General features: G+C 35.4%; 15 protein-coding genes and 1 tRNA gene. 11 read left to right on the forward strand and 5 right to left on the reverse strand.

Annotated elements, in window-relative coordinates; all coding sequences use genetic code 11:
- The first annotated feature begins 197 nt into the window (after positions 1 to 197).
- Together ACM6F9_RS15785 and ACM6F9_RS15790 are read left to right on the forward strand one after the other, a co-directional pair.
- A complete protein-coding gene (locus ACM6F9_RS15785) occupies positions 198 to 1,076 on the forward strand; it encodes a T9SS type A sorting domain-containing protein (RefSeq protein WP_414846587.1) in 879 nt (292 codons plus the stop codon).
- Between the two features lie 180 nt (positions 1,077 to 1,256).
- Complete coding sequence (locus ACM6F9_RS15790) at positions 1,257 to 1,637, forward strand: PEGA domain-containing protein (RefSeq protein ID WP_414846588.1); 381 nt, start codon at positions 1,257 to 1,259, stop codon at positions 1,635 to 1,637.
- A 62-nt stretch (positions 1,638 to 1,699) separates the two neighbouring features.
- On the opposite strand, the gene ACM6F9_RS15795 is transcribed toward ACM6F9_RS15790, so the two are convergent.
- The 3 genes from ACM6F9_RS15795 to ACM6F9_RS15805 all read right to left on the reverse strand — a co-directional run bounded on the left by ACM6F9_RS15795 (position 1,700) and on the right by ACM6F9_RS15805 (position 3,594).
- Complete coding sequence (locus tag ACM6F9_RS15795; protein WP_414846589.1) at positions 1,700 to 2,443, reverse strand: dienelactone hydrolase family protein; 744 nt, start codon at positions 2,441 to 2,443, stop codon at positions 1,700 to 1,702.
- Between the two features lie 65 nt (positions 2,444 to 2,508).
- Entirely contained in the window at positions 2,509 to 3,120 is a 612-nt protein-coding gene (locus tag ACM6F9_RS15800) for an HAD family hydrolase (protein WP_414846590.1), read from the reverse strand.
- Between the two features lie 42 nt (positions 3,121 to 3,162).
- A complete protein-coding gene (locus tag ACM6F9_RS15805; protein WP_414846591.1) occupies positions 3,163 to 3,594 on the reverse strand; it encodes a type I restriction enzyme HsdR N-terminal domain-containing protein in 432 nt (143 codons plus the stop codon).
- 7 nt (positions 3,595 to 3,601) lie between these two features.
- Between ACM6F9_RS15805 and holA the strand changes: the two genes are divergently transcribed.
- The 3 genes from holA (at position 3,602) to ACM6F9_RS15820 (ending at position 6,739) form a co-directional block, all read left to right on the forward strand.
- Positions 3,602 to 4,639: a DNA polymerase III subunit delta gene (holA, locus tag ACM6F9_RS15810; protein ID WP_414846592.1), complete on the forward strand. Its 1,038-nt coding sequence runs from the start codon at positions 3,602 to 3,604 to the stop codon at positions 4,637 to 4,639.
- Between the two features lie 219 nt (positions 4,640 to 4,858).
- Complete coding sequence (gene trxB / locus ACM6F9_RS15815) at positions 4,859 to 5,800, forward strand: thioredoxin-disulfide reductase (RefSeq protein ID WP_414846593.1); 942 nt, start codon at positions 4,859 to 4,861, stop codon at positions 5,798 to 5,800.
- A gap of 561 nt (positions 5,801 to 6,361) precedes the next feature.
- Entirely contained in the window at positions 6,362 to 6,739 is a 378-nt protein-coding gene (locus tag ACM6F9_RS15820) for a VOC family protein (protein WP_414846594.1), read from the forward strand.
- A gap of 442 nt (positions 6,740 to 7,181) precedes the next feature.
- Here the strand turns inward: ACM6F9_RS15820 and ACM6F9_RS15825 are convergent, their stop codons facing one another.
- A complete protein-coding gene (locus ACM6F9_RS15825; protein WP_317046999.1) occupies positions 7,182 to 7,559 on the reverse strand; it encodes a helix-turn-helix transcriptional regulator in 378 nt (125 codons plus the stop codon).
- A 206-nt stretch (positions 7,560 to 7,765) separates the two neighbouring features.
- On the opposite strand from ACM6F9_RS15825, the gene ACM6F9_RS15830 reads away from it, so the two are divergent.
- The 3 genes from ACM6F9_RS15830 to cas13b all read left to right on the forward strand — a co-directional run bounded on the left by ACM6F9_RS15830 (position 7,766) and on the right by cas13b (position 11,924).
- Positions 7,766 to 7,978, forward strand: a complete 213-nt coding sequence (locus ACM6F9_RS15830) for a glyceraldehyde-3-phosphate dehydrogenase (protein WP_414846595.1) — start codon at positions 7,766 to 7,768, stop codon at positions 7,976 to 7,978.
- A gap of 141 nt (positions 7,979 to 8,119) precedes the next feature.
- A tRNA-Ser gene (locus ACM6F9_RS15835) sits at positions 8,120 to 8,204 on the forward strand.
- Between the two features lie 282 nt (positions 8,205 to 8,486).
- Positions 8,487 to 11,924: a type VI-B CRISPR-associated RNA-guided ribonuclease Cas13b gene (gene cas13b / locus ACM6F9_RS15840; RefSeq protein WP_414846596.1), complete on the forward strand. Its 3,438-nt coding sequence runs from the start codon at positions 8,487 to 8,489 to the stop codon at positions 11,922 to 11,924.
- 1,131 nt (positions 11,925 to 13,055) lie between these two features.
- Here cas13b and ACM6F9_RS15845 read toward each other — a convergent pair.
- Complete coding sequence (locus ACM6F9_RS15845; protein WP_414846597.1) at positions 13,056 to 13,844, reverse strand: PhzF family phenazine biosynthesis protein; 789 nt, start codon at positions 13,842 to 13,844, stop codon at positions 13,056 to 13,058.
- 147 nt (positions 13,845 to 13,991) lie between these two features.
- Here ACM6F9_RS15845 and ACM6F9_RS15850 point away from each other — a divergent pair, with 147 nt between their 5' ends.
- The 3 genes from ACM6F9_RS15850 to ACM6F9_RS15860 all read left to right on the forward strand — a co-directional run bounded on the left by ACM6F9_RS15850 (position 13,992) and on the right by ACM6F9_RS15860 (position 16,917).
- The gene (locus ACM6F9_RS15850; RefSeq protein ID WP_414846598.1) at positions 13,992 to 14,759 is read left to right on the forward strand and encodes a helix-turn-helix domain-containing protein; all 768 of its coding nucleotides are present in this window, start codon (positions 13,992 to 13,994) and stop codon (positions 14,757 to 14,759) included.
- 38 nt (positions 14,760 to 14,797) lie between these two features.
- Positions 14,798 to 15,457 carry a hypothetical protein gene (locus tag ACM6F9_RS15855; RefSeq protein ID WP_414846599.1) on the forward strand — a complete coding sequence of 220 codons (660 nt, stop codon included), beginning with the start codon at positions 14,798 to 14,800 and terminating at the stop codon, positions 15,455 to 15,457.
- A gap of 179 nt (positions 15,458 to 15,636) precedes the next feature.
- The gene (locus ACM6F9_RS15860; protein WP_414846600.1) at positions 15,637 to 16,917 is read left to right on the forward strand and encodes a hypothetical protein; all 1,281 of its coding nucleotides are present in this window, start codon (positions 15,637 to 15,639) and stop codon (positions 16,915 to 16,917) included.
- Positions 16,918 to 16,995 lie beyond the last annotated feature (78 nt).

Raw genomic sequence — 16,995 nt, forward strand, 5'->3', positions numbered from 1 at the left:
CAGAATGAGAAATAATCTATGTGCCATATTTACAGTTCTTTTTCTCATTGAAAGGATTAAAATACTCGTCTGTGTTTTTATCCTGCTCAGTTGCTCATTAGTTCTTTTTTTTTCTTTAAAAAAGAGACAACTTGTACCTGTTTATCGGTAACGGCATCCCGTGATAAGAAAGAATGCCATCACAAAAATATTATCTTATGAAAAAAACTTTAACAGAGATCTTCAGATCATCAGAATCATTTTTAAGAGAAAAAAAAGCAGGTCTTATTATAGTGGCTGTATTTTGCAGTACAGCTTTAAGTGCCCAGATCATTATAACTGATCCTGGCGTTCCATCCGTTCCAACCAATAACAAAGTGAAAATAACCAGACAGTTTGTTGGAGCTAATGTACCTGGATTTGTACCTTCTTCTGTTTCATTGGAAATCAAGTCAGGATCAACACCGGAAACCAAAGTTTTTACTACAACCCAAACCGATCCTCATACCTATACATTTCCATTGCTTTTCAGTCTTCCCGGATATCCACCCGCAGTCCGAACCTTTAAAGTATATTTTCCTTCTCCCGGGTTGACAAGCCAGTATTATCCGGTTCCAACTGCAGTTGGAGGTTCTACTACGATTATTCCCGGATGTTGGTCACCTGAGATGGATCGAGGATTATTCTATAACATTGGACCTTATAACAGCTATGGATATGGTGTAACTCTTACCCGCACTGCTTCTGCAGAATATCTTCTTCAGTGTACTAAATTTCTGTGCTACGAATGCCAGCCATGCCCGCCTTTGATTCCCACATCAACTAAATCAAATAAAACCCCACAAGACAAACCAAAACTTTATCCCAATCCTAGCAGTGGACTTTCACAGTTTGAGTATACAGCTTCAGCAAGAGAAACTATTACGGTAATGGTTTCAGATATTGCGGGCAGAACAGTATATGGATATAAGACGGATATTGAATCCGGAGTTAATAAACTGCCTATAGATATTCAAACCTCAGTATCAGGAACCTATTATGTCAACTGGAGTTCAACTAGCGGAAGCTCCGGTTCGTTACAATTGATAAAGAAATAAATATGTACAGGTAAAAACTAATATTGATGAAAAGGCGCACTTTAGTGCGCTTTTGTGATTTATAATACTGAAACCCTTATGAATGCTGTCTTTAAAGAAATATTTACTCCAATTGATAGCGGTTGTTTTTGAATTATTTTGTAAGTTCGCGAACTTAAAAAAATGAACTAATTAAAATCTATGAAAAACAAATTATCAATTGTACTCATGCTGGGAATCACACTTTCAACTACTTCATGTGCAACTATTTTTACCGGAACTCAGGATTCAATAGCTTTTTCTTCAAATCCTGAAGGAGCAAAAGTCTTTCACAAAGGAATAGAAAAATGCACAACACCGTGTACAACAAAGATTCCAAGATCTTTAAGTAAGCAGATGGTTGCATTTGAAAAAGAAGGATTTGAGAAGAAGGAAGTAAAACTGACAAAAACTTTTAATGCCGTAACGTTACTGAATATCATTTTTGGGGGTGCAATAGGAGTGGGAATTGATGCTGCTACAGGCTCTTTAACCAAATATTCTCCGAAAAAATATGATGTGGAGCTGCAGGCTAAACCATAACGAGCTAAAAATATAAAGTAAAAAGGCAAATTTGATGATTCTCAAATTTGCCTTTTTTGTATTTATTTCAAAAGTTCTTTCAGGAACAGCAGCGTATGGTTCCATGCTCTTTTGGCCATTGTCGGGTTATAATCCGGAGATTTCGGATCTGTGAATGTATGTTTAGAATGAGCATAGGTGATAATCTGCCAGTCAGCGTTTCCTTCATTCATTTCTTTGATGAGGTTATTGTAATCATCAGGAGTCACACTTTTATCATCTGCTGGATTTTCAACAAGGATTTTAGCAGATAAAGCTTCATTTTTTCTGCTCTGATCTCTGGCCAGACTTCCATGGATAGAAACAACACCAGCTACAGGAAGATGTCCTCTGGCTGATTCTAAAGCACCTGTACCTCCAAAACAATAACCAATAACAGCTACTTTATCAGAAATTGCTCCGTTTTTTTTCAGCTGTTCCAATGCCAGCGAAATTCTTTTCTGGTATTCCTGATAGTTCTGTTTGTAATATCCTGAAGTTTTAGCGGCAGATTCATTGTCGGCCGGAATTTTTCCTTCACCATAAATATCTGCGATAAAGGCAATATACCCTTGTTTTTCAAGTTCAATGGCAGCTGTTTTAGCTTCTTCATCAATGCCTTTCCAGGCTGGAAGGATCAATACTCCAGGAAGTTTTTTTCCTGCGTTGGAAGTAATAAGACTATTCAGTTTCTGTGAACCGTCCTGGTAGGATACGGTTTTAAGTTTTTGACTGAAAAGAGTTCCTGAAGCCATAATCATTGTGGTTAATAAGATAGAACGTATCATAATTAATTATTTGTGGATTAGCAGATTATAAAACAGTATTAAAAATAAGAAAATATTTAAATGAGTTAAACTTCAACTCCAAATTTCTTTAATTCTTTTGTTAAATCGGTATCCGGAGAAACCTGAATAGTTGTGAACCCCAGAGATTTTGCCATTTCAATATTCTTCGTATTATCATCAATGAAAACCGATTCTTCAGCCTTGATGTTATATCTTTCCAGAAGCACATGCCAGATTTTAGGATCAGGTTTGATCAGTTTTTCTGTTCCGGAAACCACAATTTTACCTTCGAATATTTGAAAAAAATCATAGTTTTCTAATGCATAAGGGAAAGTTTCTTCCGACCAGTTGGTAAGACCAAACAGATTATAATCAGTGTTTTTAAGCTTTCTGAGAACGTCTACATTCTGTGGAATATCGCTTTTCAGCATTACCGTCCAGTTGTCATAGAAAGCGCGGATTTCTTTTTCCCATTCAGGGAATTTCTTTACCTGAATTTCTGTTCCTTCAGCAAGGCTTCTTCCTCTGTCCTGTTCAATATTCCATTCGTCCTGGGCAATATGTTCAAGGAAGTATTCCATTTTTTCGTTGTCATTAAAATAATCTTTGAAATAATATCTCGGATTCCAGTCCATAAGTACACCTCCGAAATCGAAAATGATGTTTTTTATTTTCATAATTAATATTGTTGTGAATTACTGTTGAGAGTGATTTTACCTTTATTCCGGTCTGTAAAACTGATACTGTCCGTCCTGATAATAAGCATTGATATGCTGAAGTCCATTGGTCAGAATGATTTCTCTTGCTCCGATGATGGAGTTATATCTCGCGGTTTGTTCGAATGTTTTTTCTGTTAATTTGATCTGGGGAGCTTTACATTCAATCAGAATAACAGGTTCTGTTTTTTCAGTAATAAGAAGGTCAATACGTTTGGTAAGACCATTCAGAACAATCTTTTTTTCGGTAATCAGAGCCGATGTAGAATAGGATTTTACAGTAAGATAATAATGTATCCAGTGCTGTCTTACCCATTCCTCAGGAGTGAGCAGAAGATAAGTTTTACGAACCAAATCATAAATAAAAAACTTATCTTTGTCTTTCTTGAATTTAAAATCAAAAGTTTCCTGAAAATTCAGTTTTGGAAGTTCCATTAATAAGATGAAAGAATTAGATTTAATCCTCAAAAATATTAAAAATAAAGAAGTTTTACCTATTTATTTTTTCCACGGAGAAGAAGCCTACTTTATTGATCTCGCTGTAAAAGCCCTTGAACACAACTTTTTGGAAGAAGATGAAAAAGCTTTCAACCAGACGGTTACCTACGGAAAAGATACCTCTTATCAGGAAGTTCTTTCTTTGGCAAGACAGTTTCCGATGATGGGAGACAAGCAAGTGATTATCGTGAAAGAAGCTCAGGATTTAAAACTCAATGAAGAGGAAAACAGAATTCTGGAATCTTATGTAGAAAACCCGGTACCTTCTACGGTCTTGGTTTTTGCGCATAAGCACAAGAAACTGGACAGCAGAAAAAAGGCTGCCAAAGCCCTGGATAAAGCCAAAGCTCTTTTCCTGAGTGAATCTGTAAAGGAAAATAACCTTCCTAAATGGATTTCAGATGAATGTGCAAAGCTTAAAATTAATACAGCCCCAAATATTTCTCATCTTCTGGCAGAATATCTGGGTAACGATTTGTCAAGAATTGCGAATGAGCTCAACAAATTAAAAATCATCCTTAAAGAAGGCGATGTTCTTGACGGAACAATCGTTGAAAACCATATCGGCATCAGCAAGGAATACAATATTTTTGAACTTCAGAAGGCTTTAGGGACTAAAAACGCCAATACAGCTTTTAAAATTGCCCATTTTATGGGTAAGAACCCGAAGAACAATCCTTTTGTCATGATGCTGGCGAGCCTTTACAATTATTTTTCAAACGTTATTATCTATCAGACCATGGCGGGGCAGTCTCCACAGGCTATTGCGTCACAGATGGGGGTAAATCCTTATTTTATCAAAGATTATGCGGAAAGTGCAAGACTTTATCCTTTAAAACATGCTACAAGAGTCATTTCTATTCTACGCGAATTCGATATGAAAGGAAAAGGACTTGGAGCTGTGAATATGGGTGAAGCAGAACTGATCAGGGAGCTGGTATACAAAATTATCAATGTAGATAAGATTAAAATGAAGGTATGAGGCGTGGTGCAAGGTAACGAGATATGTGATTCGAGGGGGTTAAAGGAAAAAGTTTTAATTTTTTATACCGAACCAAATCTCAGAACCTCACAACAATCACTATCGAAATTCAACATATCAGATATTGACAAGTATCATTAAAATTACTTTAAGGAGAAATTAAAAATTCCGAAATTAGCAGTCTTAATTCAAATTAAATCTTTTCGAACAAAGTAAATTATGGAGCAAAACATTTTAGATTGTGTGATCGTTGGATCTGGGCCTTCTGGCTTCACCGCTGCTATCTATGCAGCAAGAGCAGACTTGAAACCTGAATTATACACAGGTCTGGAGCCGGGCGGACAATTAACAACCACTACTGAAGTTGACAACTTCCCAGGGTATCCAGCCGGGATTACAGGTCCTGAAATGATGATGGATCTGCAAAAACAGGCAGAAAGATTTGAAACCAAAGTTCATTACGAAATGATCACTAAAGCTGAATTCTCTAAGGAAGTAGGCGGTGTTCACAAATTATATGCAGGAAACAAAGAAATCCTTGCCAAAACAGTAATCATCTCTACAGGAGCTACTGCAAAATATTTAGGTCTTGATGACGAGAAAAAATATGCAGGAGGTGGTGTCTCAGCTTGTGCTACGTGTGACGGATTCTTCTACAGAGGAAAAGATGTTGTAGTAGTAGGAGCGGGAGATACAGCTGCAGAAGAGGCTACTTACCTTGCAAAACTTTGTAAAAAAGTAACTTTATTGGTAAGAAAAGACGTTTTCAGAGCTTCAAAAGCAATGGTTCACAGAGTAGAAAATACTCCGAATATCGAAGTGAAATTTCACCATGAATTAATCGGAATTGAAGGTGAAAACAGTCTGGTAGAAAGAGCTGTTATCATCAATAACCAGACTCAGGAGAAATCTACAGTAGATGTGGAGGGTATCTTTATCGCGATTGGTCACAAACCCAATACAGATATCTTCGTGGGTCAGATAGATCTTGATGAAAACGGATATATCGTTACTGAAAAAGGTTCTACAAGAACAAATCTTCCGGGAGTATTTGCTGCCGGAGACGTTCAGGATCACATCTACAGACAGGCTATTACAGCTGCGGGAAGCGGATGTATGTCTGCAATGGATGCAGAAAAATACCTGGCTGAATTACATTAATTATATTCAGTTTATACAATACAAAGCGTGCCCGATGGGTGCGCTTTTTTGTTTGAAAAATATAATGTTCTTGAAAATCTTTTGAACCATTAAGGAGATTGAAGAGGTGAAGGAAAATTAAGAAAACAACAAAGATGTTTTTAGAAAGCTTAGCGTTTCATCTTAATATTCTTAATTATTTAATTTTCCTTAATGGTTTAATCTTTTTGCGTTTTTTCAACAGCGTTTATATTTTTTTGTTGGGTAATAGCAAAGGGGCAAATTTTTTCTAATCTTTATGTATAGTTTTAAGGCGCAAGAACATTTCGACTTCGCTCAATGTGAGATTTTCAGCAAAGGTTATGTGCTATCAATTTTATCGAAGATAAAATCTTTGCGTCTTATAACAGTCTTTTTTACTATTATTTGCGCCTTTGCGTTTTCCAACAAGAATATTTCTTCATATCAAATATTCAATGAGAAATTAATGAAATATCTAATGAAAACATTAATATATTTGTGAACAAGCAAAATGATTCCGTTTTGCATTCTATTTATATAAACTGAAAAAAACGAATAAAAATGAAAAGAGTAACCGCTATCGGAGGAATCTTTTTTAAGTGTAAAGACCCTGAACAAGTAAACGAATGGTACAAAACCCATCTTGGATTACCAACCAGCCCATATGGCGCCAAATTCGACTGGAAAGATGAAGAGTCTGATAAGAAAGGATATACGCTGTGGAGTCCTTTTAAAGAGTCTACCCAATATTTTGAGCCTTCCACCAAAGAGTTTATGATCAATTATCATGTGGAGAATATTGAAGCATTGGTAGAGGAATTAAAGAAAGAAGGCGTTACGGTTTTGGATGAGGTCGCTACCTATGAATACGGGAAGTTTGTTCACATCCTGGATCCGGAAGGCAATAAAATTGAATTGTTCGAACCGGCAGGAGAGTAAAGAGTCAGGAAGTTCATAAAAACTCATTTAAAAATCCCGACAAAATATTTCAGCTGAAGACGTAGACATTCCCCTCCCTCGGAGGGGTGGCGAAAATTCAAAGAATTTTTGACGGGGTGGTTTTCGAAAATTCTCATCTAAAATCACTTCCAGCCAGTTTGGAACGGTCTCCAGGTAGTTATGAAACCCTCTCCAGATACTTGTATAACCACCTCCAGGGGGTTCATGTACGGTCTCTACCCCCTTCGGAACGGGGTATGCCCCCCTTAGTGAAGGGTCTCTACCCCCTTACCCAAGGGGGTAGAGGGGGTTAGGTAAGGGGCTCCAGACCCTTATGGAAGGGGCTATAGGGGCTTCGGAAGGGGGTAAACGGAATTTTTGAGGATAGACAATAAAAAAACGACCTCCACTGGAAGCCGTTTTTATTCTTATATAGAAGAGATTATCCCTTTTTTAGTTTTGCATTTTCTTCTTTTAAAGCTTTAATCTGCTCTTTTAGAAGATTGATGTATTCTTGTTGATTTTCCAAAAGATAATTGGGTACATTACAAAAAAGATTATAATTAATACTTGCATTATCATTAAGACTTGAGCTATCATTAAGGATAGCATTTTGAGTCTGCGCTTGAGAAACTCTTTCCTCTTTAATATCTTCCACAGAAACATTTAAAGCTCTTGCCAGTTTCTCCCATTCATCATCAAATATTTTAACGTCTCCACTTTCTTTTCTGCTGTAGTTGGAGACATCGGTTGCCAGAATATCAGCAATCTGCTGCTGAGTATAACCTTTCTGCTTTCTTATAGTTCTTAGTTTCTCCATTGTCATAGGGTAGCTGTGTTTTTACAAATATAGAAAAAATGTGTGGTCTGTGAGGAGCAAAAATTATAAAATATAAAATTGAGTACGGGAAATTGAATAGTTTTATTAGATAATCTGTTAATTTCTAAGGGAAGAATTATTCATGATAATAAATGTCTTCATACTTAAACTGAAATTCCTACATTTAGCGACTAATCAAAAAGAATATGGAAACAAAAGTCATTAAAATAACACACGTTACCGGAACCTACATCATTGAAGCTTCCCATGGAAAACTCAACGACCTGAAGACCCAGCTGGATAAATGCCTGAACGATGAGCAGGGAGCTATTGTAGTAAAGGGAGACGATGGAGATCAGTTTGTATATCCGTCCGAGCTTTTAAAAAATAGCTTCATTGCAATCATAGATAGGGAATAGGTGATGTTTTCGAAAAAATAATTCCCCTGATTCCTAGTCTATTATTAAGTTTTGTTAAAATTTGTGTGGGAAAAGTTTTGCAGAAAATAAAAATCGTTCTATATTTGCACCACTGAAAACAACGGTATAGCCGGAGTTTAGGGAGAGTTGGCAGAGTGGTCGATTGCGGCAGTCTTGAAAACTGTTGACTGTAACAGGTCCGGGGGTTCGAATCCCTCACTCTCCGCAAAAAAGTAAATCCTGTACGAATATCGTACAGGATTTTTTATTTATAAACTATCATAGAAATCATTGAAGCAAGACTATGTTTTTAAGTGGAATAAATAACTAATATTTGATTTTGAAGATAAAATTGATGGTGCTAGTTAATTTAAAAATATAGCTATTGCTTCTTTAAGCAGTTAGAATACTCGTTAAGGGATCTGATACTAATGTGGGAACCCGTATTTTAGTTAGAAGTGAAATTACTATATTAGAAAAATTTATTTAATATCAACTAAAAACACCTATGGAAACCCAAGCAATCGGTAATAGAATTGCCTACGATCATTCTAAAATACAAGACAAACATTTTTTCGGAGGATTCTTAAATTTAGCAGAGAATAATATTGAGGCTGTACTAAGAGCTTTTTCAGAAAAATTTAATGTTGGTAATGTTGATGTGAAACAGTTCGCTGATGTCTCTCTAAAGGATAATCTCCCCGATAACGATTTTCAAAAGAGAGTAACCTTTCTAAAAATGTATTTCCCAGTTGTTGATAAGATCAACAACCCAAGTAATAGGGGGAAATTCAGATCTGATCTTACTATACTTTTCAAATCCATTGACCAATTAAGAAACTTTTATACGCATTATTATCACAAACCATTAGATTTTGATGCTTCTTTATTTATTCTTTTGGATGACATTTTTGCCAGAACGGCTAAGGAAGTAAGAGATCAAAAGATGAAAGATGATAAGACCAGGCAGTTGCTGAGTAAAAGCTTATCTGAAGAACTGGAAATTAGTTATCAGCTCCAGCTGGAAAGGTTAAAAGAATTGAAGCGCCAAGGGAAAAAGGTAAATATTCATGATAAAGAGGCAATAAAAAATGGGGTTCTTAACAACGCTTTCAATCATTTAATTTATAAAGACGGTGAGTCTTTTAAAACAAAACTCAATTACAGTTCAGCACTGACTTCTTTCGAACCGGCTGAAAACGGTATTGAAATCTCTCAAAGCGGCCTTTTATTTCTTCTCAGTATGTTTCTTAAAAGGAAGGAAATTGAAGATCTTAAAAGCAGAAATAGAGGTTTTAAAGCTAAAGTGATAAGAGATGAAGATGAAAAAGTAAATGGTCTTAAATTTATGGCTACCCATTGGGTTTTTTCCTATCTATGTTTTAAAGGACTCAAATCGAAGTTATCCAATGAATTTCACGAAGAAACATTATTAATTCAGATCATTGATGAGCTCAGTAAAGTTCCAGATGAGCTTTATTGTGCGTTTGATAAAGAAACCAGAGACAAATTTATAGAAGATATTAATGAGTACGTTAAGGAAGGACACCAGGATTTTAGTTTGGAAGATGCTAAAGTCATTCATCCTGTCATTCGTAAACGGTATGAAAATAAGTTTAATTATTTTGCTATTAGGTTTCTAGATGAATTTGTGAAATTCCCTTCGCTCAGATTTCAGGTTCATGTGGGAAATTATGTTCATGACAGGAGGATAAAAAATATTGATGGAACAATATTCGAGACTGAAAGGGTAGTTAAGGACCGGATAAAAGTTTTCGGAAGACTTTCGGAAATCTCCTCTTATAAGGCTCAATACCTCAGTTCGGTTTCAGATAAACACGATGAAACCGGATGGGAAATATTTCCTAATCCATCTTATGTATTTATCAATAATAACATACCTATTCATATTTCTGTTGATGCGAGTCTTAAAAAGGAGATTGCCGATTTTAAAAAACTGAGAACAGCCCAAGCACCGGATGAATTAAAAATAAGAGGTGCTGAGAAAAAGAGAAAGTTTGAAATAACCCAGATGATTGGTAACAAGTTAATATTAAACCACGAAGGACCGATCGCTCTTCTATCATTAAATGAAATTCCAGCTCTTTTATATGAAATATTAGTAAATGGCAAGGAGCCTGCAGAAATTGAACGGATAATAAAAGACAAGCTCAATGAAAGACAGGAAGTCATTAAAAATTATAATCCTGAAAATTCGCTTGCTGCTTCTCAGATAAGCCGAAGGCTGCGAAGCAATAAAGGAGAAAGAATTATAAATACAGATAAATTACTTCAATTAATAGCTAAAGAATTGTTTGTTACTGAACAAAAGCTTAAGATGATTTCGGATAACAGGGAAGCTCTTAATCAAAAGAAAGGGAACCAATACACCAGGAAGTTTGTATTTACGAATTCTGAACTTGGTAACGAAGCCATGTGGCTCGCCGATGATATCAAACGTTTTATGCCGGAAGATATGCGAAAAGAATGGAAAGGCTATCAGCATAGCCAGTTGCAACAATCATTAGCTTTCTATAACGCCCGACCCAAAGAAGCGCTGGCAATCCTGGAAAGTAGTTGGAATTTAAAAGATGAAAAGATAGTCTGGAATGAGTGGATATTAAAGAGTTTTTCGCAAAATAAATTTTTTGACACTTTTTACAATGACTATTTGATGGGAAGAAGGAAGTATTTTTCTCTTCTGTCTGAACATATTGTTCAGTATACCTCCAATGCTAAAAATCTTCAAAAGTTCATGAAGCAGCAGATGCCAAAAGACTTATTTGAAAAGCGTCATTATATTATAGAGGATTTGCAGACGGAGAAAAATAAGATATTGTCAAAACCCTTTATTTTTCCAAGAGGTATCTTTGATAAAAAACCAACTTTTATTAAAGATGTTAAGGTTGAAGATAGCCCGGAATCCTTTGCAAATTGGTATAAATATGGTTATCAAAAAGGTCATCAATTTCAGAAGTTTTATGATTGGAAACGTGATTACGGTGATGTTTTTTTAGAGCACCTTCAAAAACCTTTTATTAATAACGGTGAGAGGAGGACTCTTGGTATGGAGGAGTTAAAAGAGCGTATTATTATAAAACAGGATATTAAAATTAAGACAATCAAGATACAGGATCTGTTTCTGAAACTTATTGCTGAGAATTTGTTTCAAAAAGTATTTAAATATTCTGCAACACTTCCTTTAAGTGATTTCTACTTAACTCAGGAAGAAAGAATAGAAAAGGAAAATATGGCCGCTCTACAAAGTGTACGGGAGGAAGGTGACAAAAGCCCAAACATCATAAAAGGCAATTTTATATGGAGCAAAACGGTTCCGTATAAAAAAGGACAGATAATTGAAGAGTCTGTTAAGCTAAAAGACATTGGGAAGTTAAATGTTTTATCATTGAATGATAAGGTAAAAACACTTCTATCTTATGATGATGCAAAACCCTGGAGTAAGACTGCTTTAGAAAATGAGTTTTCTATCGGTGAAAATTCTTATGAAGTGATAAGACGGGAAAAACTATTCAAAGAAATTCAGCAATTCGAATCTGAAATTTTATCTCGATCAGGGTGGGACGGCGTTAATCATCCTGCTCAATTGGAAGATAACGGGAACCCAAAGTTTAAAATGTATATTGTTAATGGAATTTTAAGAAAATCTGTTGGACTATATAGTCACGGTGAAGATATTTGGTTCGAGTATAACGCTGATTTTAATAATATGGATGCAGATGTTTTAGAGACTAAGTCTGAATTGGTACAATTGGCTTTTTTACTGACAGCTATTCGAAATAAATTTGCCCATAATCAACTTCCAGCAAAACAGTTTTATTATTATATTGGAGAAAAGTATGGATTTACAGACGAATCCTCTGTTGCATTAATTTATCTGAATTTTACAAAGTATGCTATTAATGAATTTAAAAAGGTGATGATATAGTGTAGGGTATTCAAAACATAGTTGTCGTACTGGAAGGAAGAAATCATGTTTATATTTAAAGACGATTCAAAACAACGTTTTTCGTTCCATTTGAATAGGCCGAGTTGGGACGTATCACATTTTGAAGGATATTCACAACTTCATCTCCTCCTCATAATCTGGAACTTCGGTTGAGACGTATCACATTTTGAAAGGTAATCACAACATGCAAAAAGATATTATTACCAAAAAAGATGTTGAGACGTATCACATTTTGAAAGGTAATCACAACACTCTGCATAACGAGGAATATAGCCAAATAGTTGAGACGTATCACATTTTGAAAGGTAATCACAACATAGTATCTGAAGAACCCGAAAAACATATAGTTGGAACGTATCATATTTTGAAGGGTATTCACAACGAGAAAAACATTTGGTATATATTTGCTGGTTGGGACGTATTACATTTTGAAGGGTAGTCACAACTAATCTTCATTTTTATATCTTTGTGAATATGTTAGGAAATATCACAGTTTGAAGGGTATTCACAACTATTGTTGTATTTTGTTATTGCAAATATAAGGTTGGGAAGTATCACAGTTTGAAGGGTAGTCACAACTCTGGAAAGACTCATGTAATTTAAATGCTAGTTGGGAAGTATCACAGTTTGAAGGGTAGTCACAACTAAAATTTGACATAAGACGTGTGCGTTCGCGTTGGGAAGTATCACAGTTTGAAGGGTAGTCACAACAGATAAAATCAAATTGCTCACTAATAGAAGGTTGGGAAGTATCACAGTTTGAAGGGTAGTCACAACGGGCACTACCAATACGAAAGATTTTTTAAGGTTGGGAAGTATCACAGTTTGAAGGGTAGTCACAACAAAAATCACCAAGCACCCTTCTTGATCAAAATTGGGACATATTACAATTTGAAGGATAGTCACAATTATTCTTTAAGAAGCATGCCAATATGAGTATATATATGTAATAATTCTGTTATATTGTATGTAAATCAGTTATTTAATGTTGCTTAGAAAACTCAAAAGGGGTATTAGGAGTTCGACAGGCCTCCCTCTCTCTCCGCAAAAAAAGCCTTGAATCATTTGATTCAAGGCTTTTTTATTATTGTATATCTCTTTACATAACTTTTACTCTATCCAAAAATACCCCATAGAATACGTTTTGGCTTTACCAGCCACAATTACTCTTTCATTTTTGTTCTCACAATAGAGCTGTCCGCCTCTTTCAGATATCTGACGGGCAAAAAGCTGATCTTTTCCTAACCTTGCTGACCAGAAGGGGATGAGTGAGCAATGCGCAGAACCGGTTACAGGATCTTCAAGAATGGATGATTGCGGGGTAAAATACCTTGAAACAAAATCACTGTCAGTTCCTGTTGATGTCACAATAACACCGCCTGGGTCAAGATTGATAAGATCAAAAAGAGATCTTTCAATTTTGATATTTTTTATATCCTCCTCAGAATCGTATACCAAGACATAGTCTCTTGCTTTGAAGACCTCTTTAGGCTGTATAGTAAGCGATCTGGATATGTTGTCCGGAAGAGTAGAAGGTGTTGGCATTCTTGACGGAAAATCCATATAATAAACTCCATCTTTAATGTCAACGGTTAAGTCCCCACTTTTTGTTTCAAAAATGATTCTATCACTTTGATAATTTAAAATTGAGACTAAGCAATGCGCTGTGGCAAGGGTAGCATGCCCGCACAAATCCATCTCTATTTCAGGGGTAAACCATCTCAGATGAATAGTATTGCCATTGTCAATAAAGAAAGCGGTTTCTGCTACTGCATTTTCACGGGCTATTTTTAAAAGGATTTCATCAGGTAACCAATTTTTTAATGGAACAACACACGCCGGATTTCCATGGAAAATAGATTCTGTAAAAGCATCTATTTGATATAATTCTAACTTCATAGGTTGTAAAAATTTGTAATAGATAAAGATACTCCATTTACCTCTGATATTTCTGAGAAAATGATTTTCAGATTCAAAATAAATACATCTTATTCATGTATCTTTATTTAAATATATTTGAACATAAAACTTAACATTCAAGCTTATATGACCAAACCGCTGTTGTTCTTTTCGACCGGATACTTTATCTATCTTGGACGAGCTGTTGATACTGTAGTTCATGAGCATCATGCAATACAGATTGCCATAAGTCTTGAGAACGAAATAGAAGTGATTTCGTCTGATTCTGTTATGAAATATAGAGCTGTTATCATCAATTCTGATGAACCTCACGAATGCAGAACCTACGACAATGCTTTTTTACTGATCAATATTGATCCGGAAAGTAAAATAGGAATGAGGCTTAAGAAAGCTTATTTATCTGAACAAAAAATAACAGCATTACCAAAACCCGTGGTGGAAGAACTTTTGATGGATATGAAACCGTTATTGATTAATGATACAGACGTTGATCCTATCTTTAATACAATACTACAATTCCTTCAGAGATTGTCAGACACAGATGGAAATGAGAATATGGATGACAGGATCATCAAAGTTCTTGAGTTTCTTAAGCAACTGGGAAATGAACCGTTAAAGATTGAATATCTGTCAGATCTGGTTTATCTGTCTCCAGGCAGGCTTATTCACTTATTTACAGAACAAGTGGGTATTCCGGTGAGAAAATATATTCTTTGGGTGAGACTTTTAACAGCATTGCAACATATCATTGATGGCTGTAATATCACGAATGCTGCTCTGGAAGCTGGGTTTTCAGATGCTCCACACTTCAACCGGACGTTCAAGAGAATGTTTGGGCAGGCTCCTACATTGTTATTGCAGAATAGCCGAATCATACAAGCCTATGTAAAATAGCCGGTGCATCTTTGCATATATAATTTAAATCTAATAGTATGTATGCAATTAACCATGCAGCAACAGCTTTGCTGATTAAAAAAAACAACTCCAAACTACCATTATTCCCACTTTTGATTTCTGTACAACTTGTAGAAGTATTATGGGTATTTTTCAACTATTTAGGTTGGGAGCATTTTTCAATCTCCGGAGGTAGGGTACATCTCGATTTCCTGCCCTATTCACATTCCATTTTTTCCGGAGTTGCTGCTGCTGCACTTTCGTTTTGTGTGATTAATTGGGGTTATAAAAACAGAAAATTGGCACTGGCCTTTGCCATTGGCGTTTTGTCTCATGTCGTGATTGATGTTATTTTTCATGAGAAGGATATTCAGCTGTCGCCATTCTCTGCCCAACCGGTTTTTGGATTGGGTATTCTCGATTTTCCCATTCTGAATTTTATCATTGAATTTGTTTATGGACTATTTTGCTGGTGGTATTTTAAGGGAAGTAAGGCTTTGCTTTGGACAATTATTATCTTTAATTTCCTTGATTTACCTATGATGCTGGCACACGGAGATTCATTAAATATATTTGTGCATTATCCTTTTATTCTGCCCACTGTTATCTTATTTCAGATTGTTATTACCTGGTATTTTGTTTACCGTTATGCCGATTCGAAAGGTGATAAGAATAGACCTTTGATTGATGAGATTTAATTTTTTTGTATTTAAAATAGATTAAAATATTCCACACATTTTAGTTATTGCTGAATAAAATATTTCTGTAATTATGATTTTTAGTAATTCATTATATTCGTAACCAGAATAATAGCTGATATGGATGTTAATACTTACATTTCCATAGCGGATACAGCTTAATAATAATGAAACTAACCATGAGACAGATTATTTTTACCGCTTTATTTTTATTGTCAGTTTTCAGTATAAAGGCGCAAAAACAAGATAGTATTGCTGTTTTTTTTGATGAGATGAAAGAAGCCTCGGTGAAGAATAGAGGACTTTGGAACAAAGATTTATATGGTCCTATGATTTTAATTGATCCGAAAACCAGAGAATTATATACCAATGAGCCAGATACAGAAGGAATTCTGAAACGCAATGGAAATATTTATTACGGAATTTTACCTGCTCATATTAATATTGCCAATACTGCTGCCAACTGGGCAGGCAAAAGATGGGCAATGATCATGCTTCCCCTTTCTGTCAACAGATATAACAGGATAAATCTGTTGGCACATGAATCATTTCACAGCATTCAGCCTTCTTTAGGATTTACGCTTAACAATGTAGAAAATAATCACCTTGATCAGAAAGAGGGCAGGGTTTATCTACGGCTGGAACTTGAGGCTCTTAAACAGGCTGTCCGGTCAACTTCAGAAAAAGAATTACAAAAACATCTTACCAATGCACTTACTTTCAGAAAATATAGAAATACATTGTATAAAGATTCCCGGAATACAGAAAATTTATTGGAGCTGAATGAAGGAATGGCTGAGTTTACAGGAATCATTGTAAGTGGAAGAAATAATGAACAGACAAGATCGTTTCTTTTGGGTGGCATGGAGGATTTTATGAAGAATCCTACATTTGTACGTTCATTCGCTTATCATACGACTCCTGTTTATGGATATTTGCTTTATCAGAGGGATCAAAGCTGGAACAAAAAAATCAATGCAATAACTGATCTGACAGATTATTTCATTAAAGGATTCAATATTGTCATTTCTGCTGATCTGAAGAAAGAAGTGCATAAACTATCCGGTGATTATGATGGCAAAACAATTATTAAAGAAGAAGGGGAAAGGGAAGAAAGAACCAAAAAACTGATTGCGGAATACAAGCTGAAATTCATTCAACAACCTCATTTTGAAATCAAATTTGAGAAAATGAATGTTTCTTTTGATCCTAAAAATATTATGCCACTGGAAGATAAGGGTACAGTATATCCTACGATCAGGATAACAGATTTATGGGGCATTCTGACTGTTGAAAACGGAGCCTTAATGAGTCCTAATTGGGATAGAATTTCAATAACAAATCCTGTCAAAACAGAAAATAAAAAGATATCGGGGGATGGCTGGACCCTTGAATTGGCTGACGGTTACACTGTAGAAAAAGATAGGGCTACCGGAAATTACAGATTGGCTAAGAAATAATATTTTTTTGTTGTTTATCCCCCGTTTCAGGCTTTTTTGAATATTATTATCCTGACTTCTAAATAAAGCTACAATTTT

The sequence above is a fragment of the Chryseobacterium sp. IT-36CA2 genome, from assembly GCF_949767875.1.
In the GTDB taxonomy this organism is placed as follows: domain Bacteria; phylum Bacteroidota; class Bacteroidia; order Flavobacteriales; family Weeksellaceae; genus Chryseobacterium.

Excerpts from the sequence above, each read along its gene's own strand:
- ACM6F9_RS15785 (WP_414846587.1), top strand. The coding sequence starts at position 198 with ATGAAAAAAACTTTAACAGAGATCTTCAGATCATCAGAATCATTTTTA.
- ACM6F9_RS15790 (WP_414846588.1), top strand. The coding sequence starts at position 1,257 with ATGAAAAACAAATTATCAATTGTACTCATGCTGGGAATCACACTTTCA.
- ACM6F9_RS15795 (WP_414846589.1), bottom strand. The coding sequence starts at position 2,443 with ATGATACGTTCTATCTTATTAACCACAATGATTATGGCTTCAGGAACT.
- ACM6F9_RS15800 (WP_414846590.1), bottom strand. The coding sequence starts at position 3,120 with ATGAAAATAAAAAACATCATTTTCGATTTCGGAGGTGTACTTATGGAC.
- ACM6F9_RS15805 (WP_414846591.1), bottom strand. The coding sequence starts at position 3,594 with ATGGAACTTCCAAAACTGAATTTTCAGGAAACTTTTGATTTTAAATTC.
- holA (WP_414846592.1), top strand. The coding sequence starts at position 3,602 with ATGAAAGAATTAGATTTAATCCTCAAAAATATTAAAAATAAAGAAGTT.
- trxB (WP_414846593.1), top strand. The coding sequence starts at position 4,859 with ATGGAGCAAAACATTTTAGATTGTGTGATCGTTGGATCTGGGCCTTCT.
- ACM6F9_RS15820 (WP_414846594.1), top strand. The coding sequence starts at position 6,362 with ATGAAAAGAGTAACCGCTATCGGAGGAATCTTTTTTAAGTGTAAAGAC.
- ACM6F9_RS15825 (WP_317046999.1), bottom strand. The coding sequence starts at position 7,559 with ATGGAGAAACTAAGAACTATAAGAAAGCAGAAAGGTTATACTCAGCAG.
- ACM6F9_RS15830 (WP_414846595.1), top strand. The coding sequence starts at position 7,766 with ATGGAAACAAAAGTCATTAAAATAACACACGTTACCGGAACCTACATC.
- cas13b (WP_414846596.1), top strand. The coding sequence starts at position 8,487 with ATGGAAACCCAAGCAATCGGTAATAGAATTGCCTACGATCATTCTAAA.
- ACM6F9_RS15845 (WP_414846597.1), bottom strand. The coding sequence starts at position 13,844 with ATGAAGTTAGAATTATATCAAATAGATGCTTTTACAGAATCTATTTTC.
- ACM6F9_RS15850 (WP_414846598.1), top strand. The coding sequence starts at position 13,992 with ATGACCAAACCGCTGTTGTTCTTTTCGACCGGATACTTTATCTATCTT.
- ACM6F9_RS15855 (WP_414846599.1), top strand. The coding sequence starts at position 14,798 with ATGTATGCAATTAACCATGCAGCAACAGCTTTGCTGATTAAAAAAAAC.
- ACM6F9_RS15860 (WP_414846600.1), top strand. The coding sequence starts at position 15,637 with ATGAGACAGATTATTTTTACCGCTTTATTTTTATTGTCAGTTTTCAGT.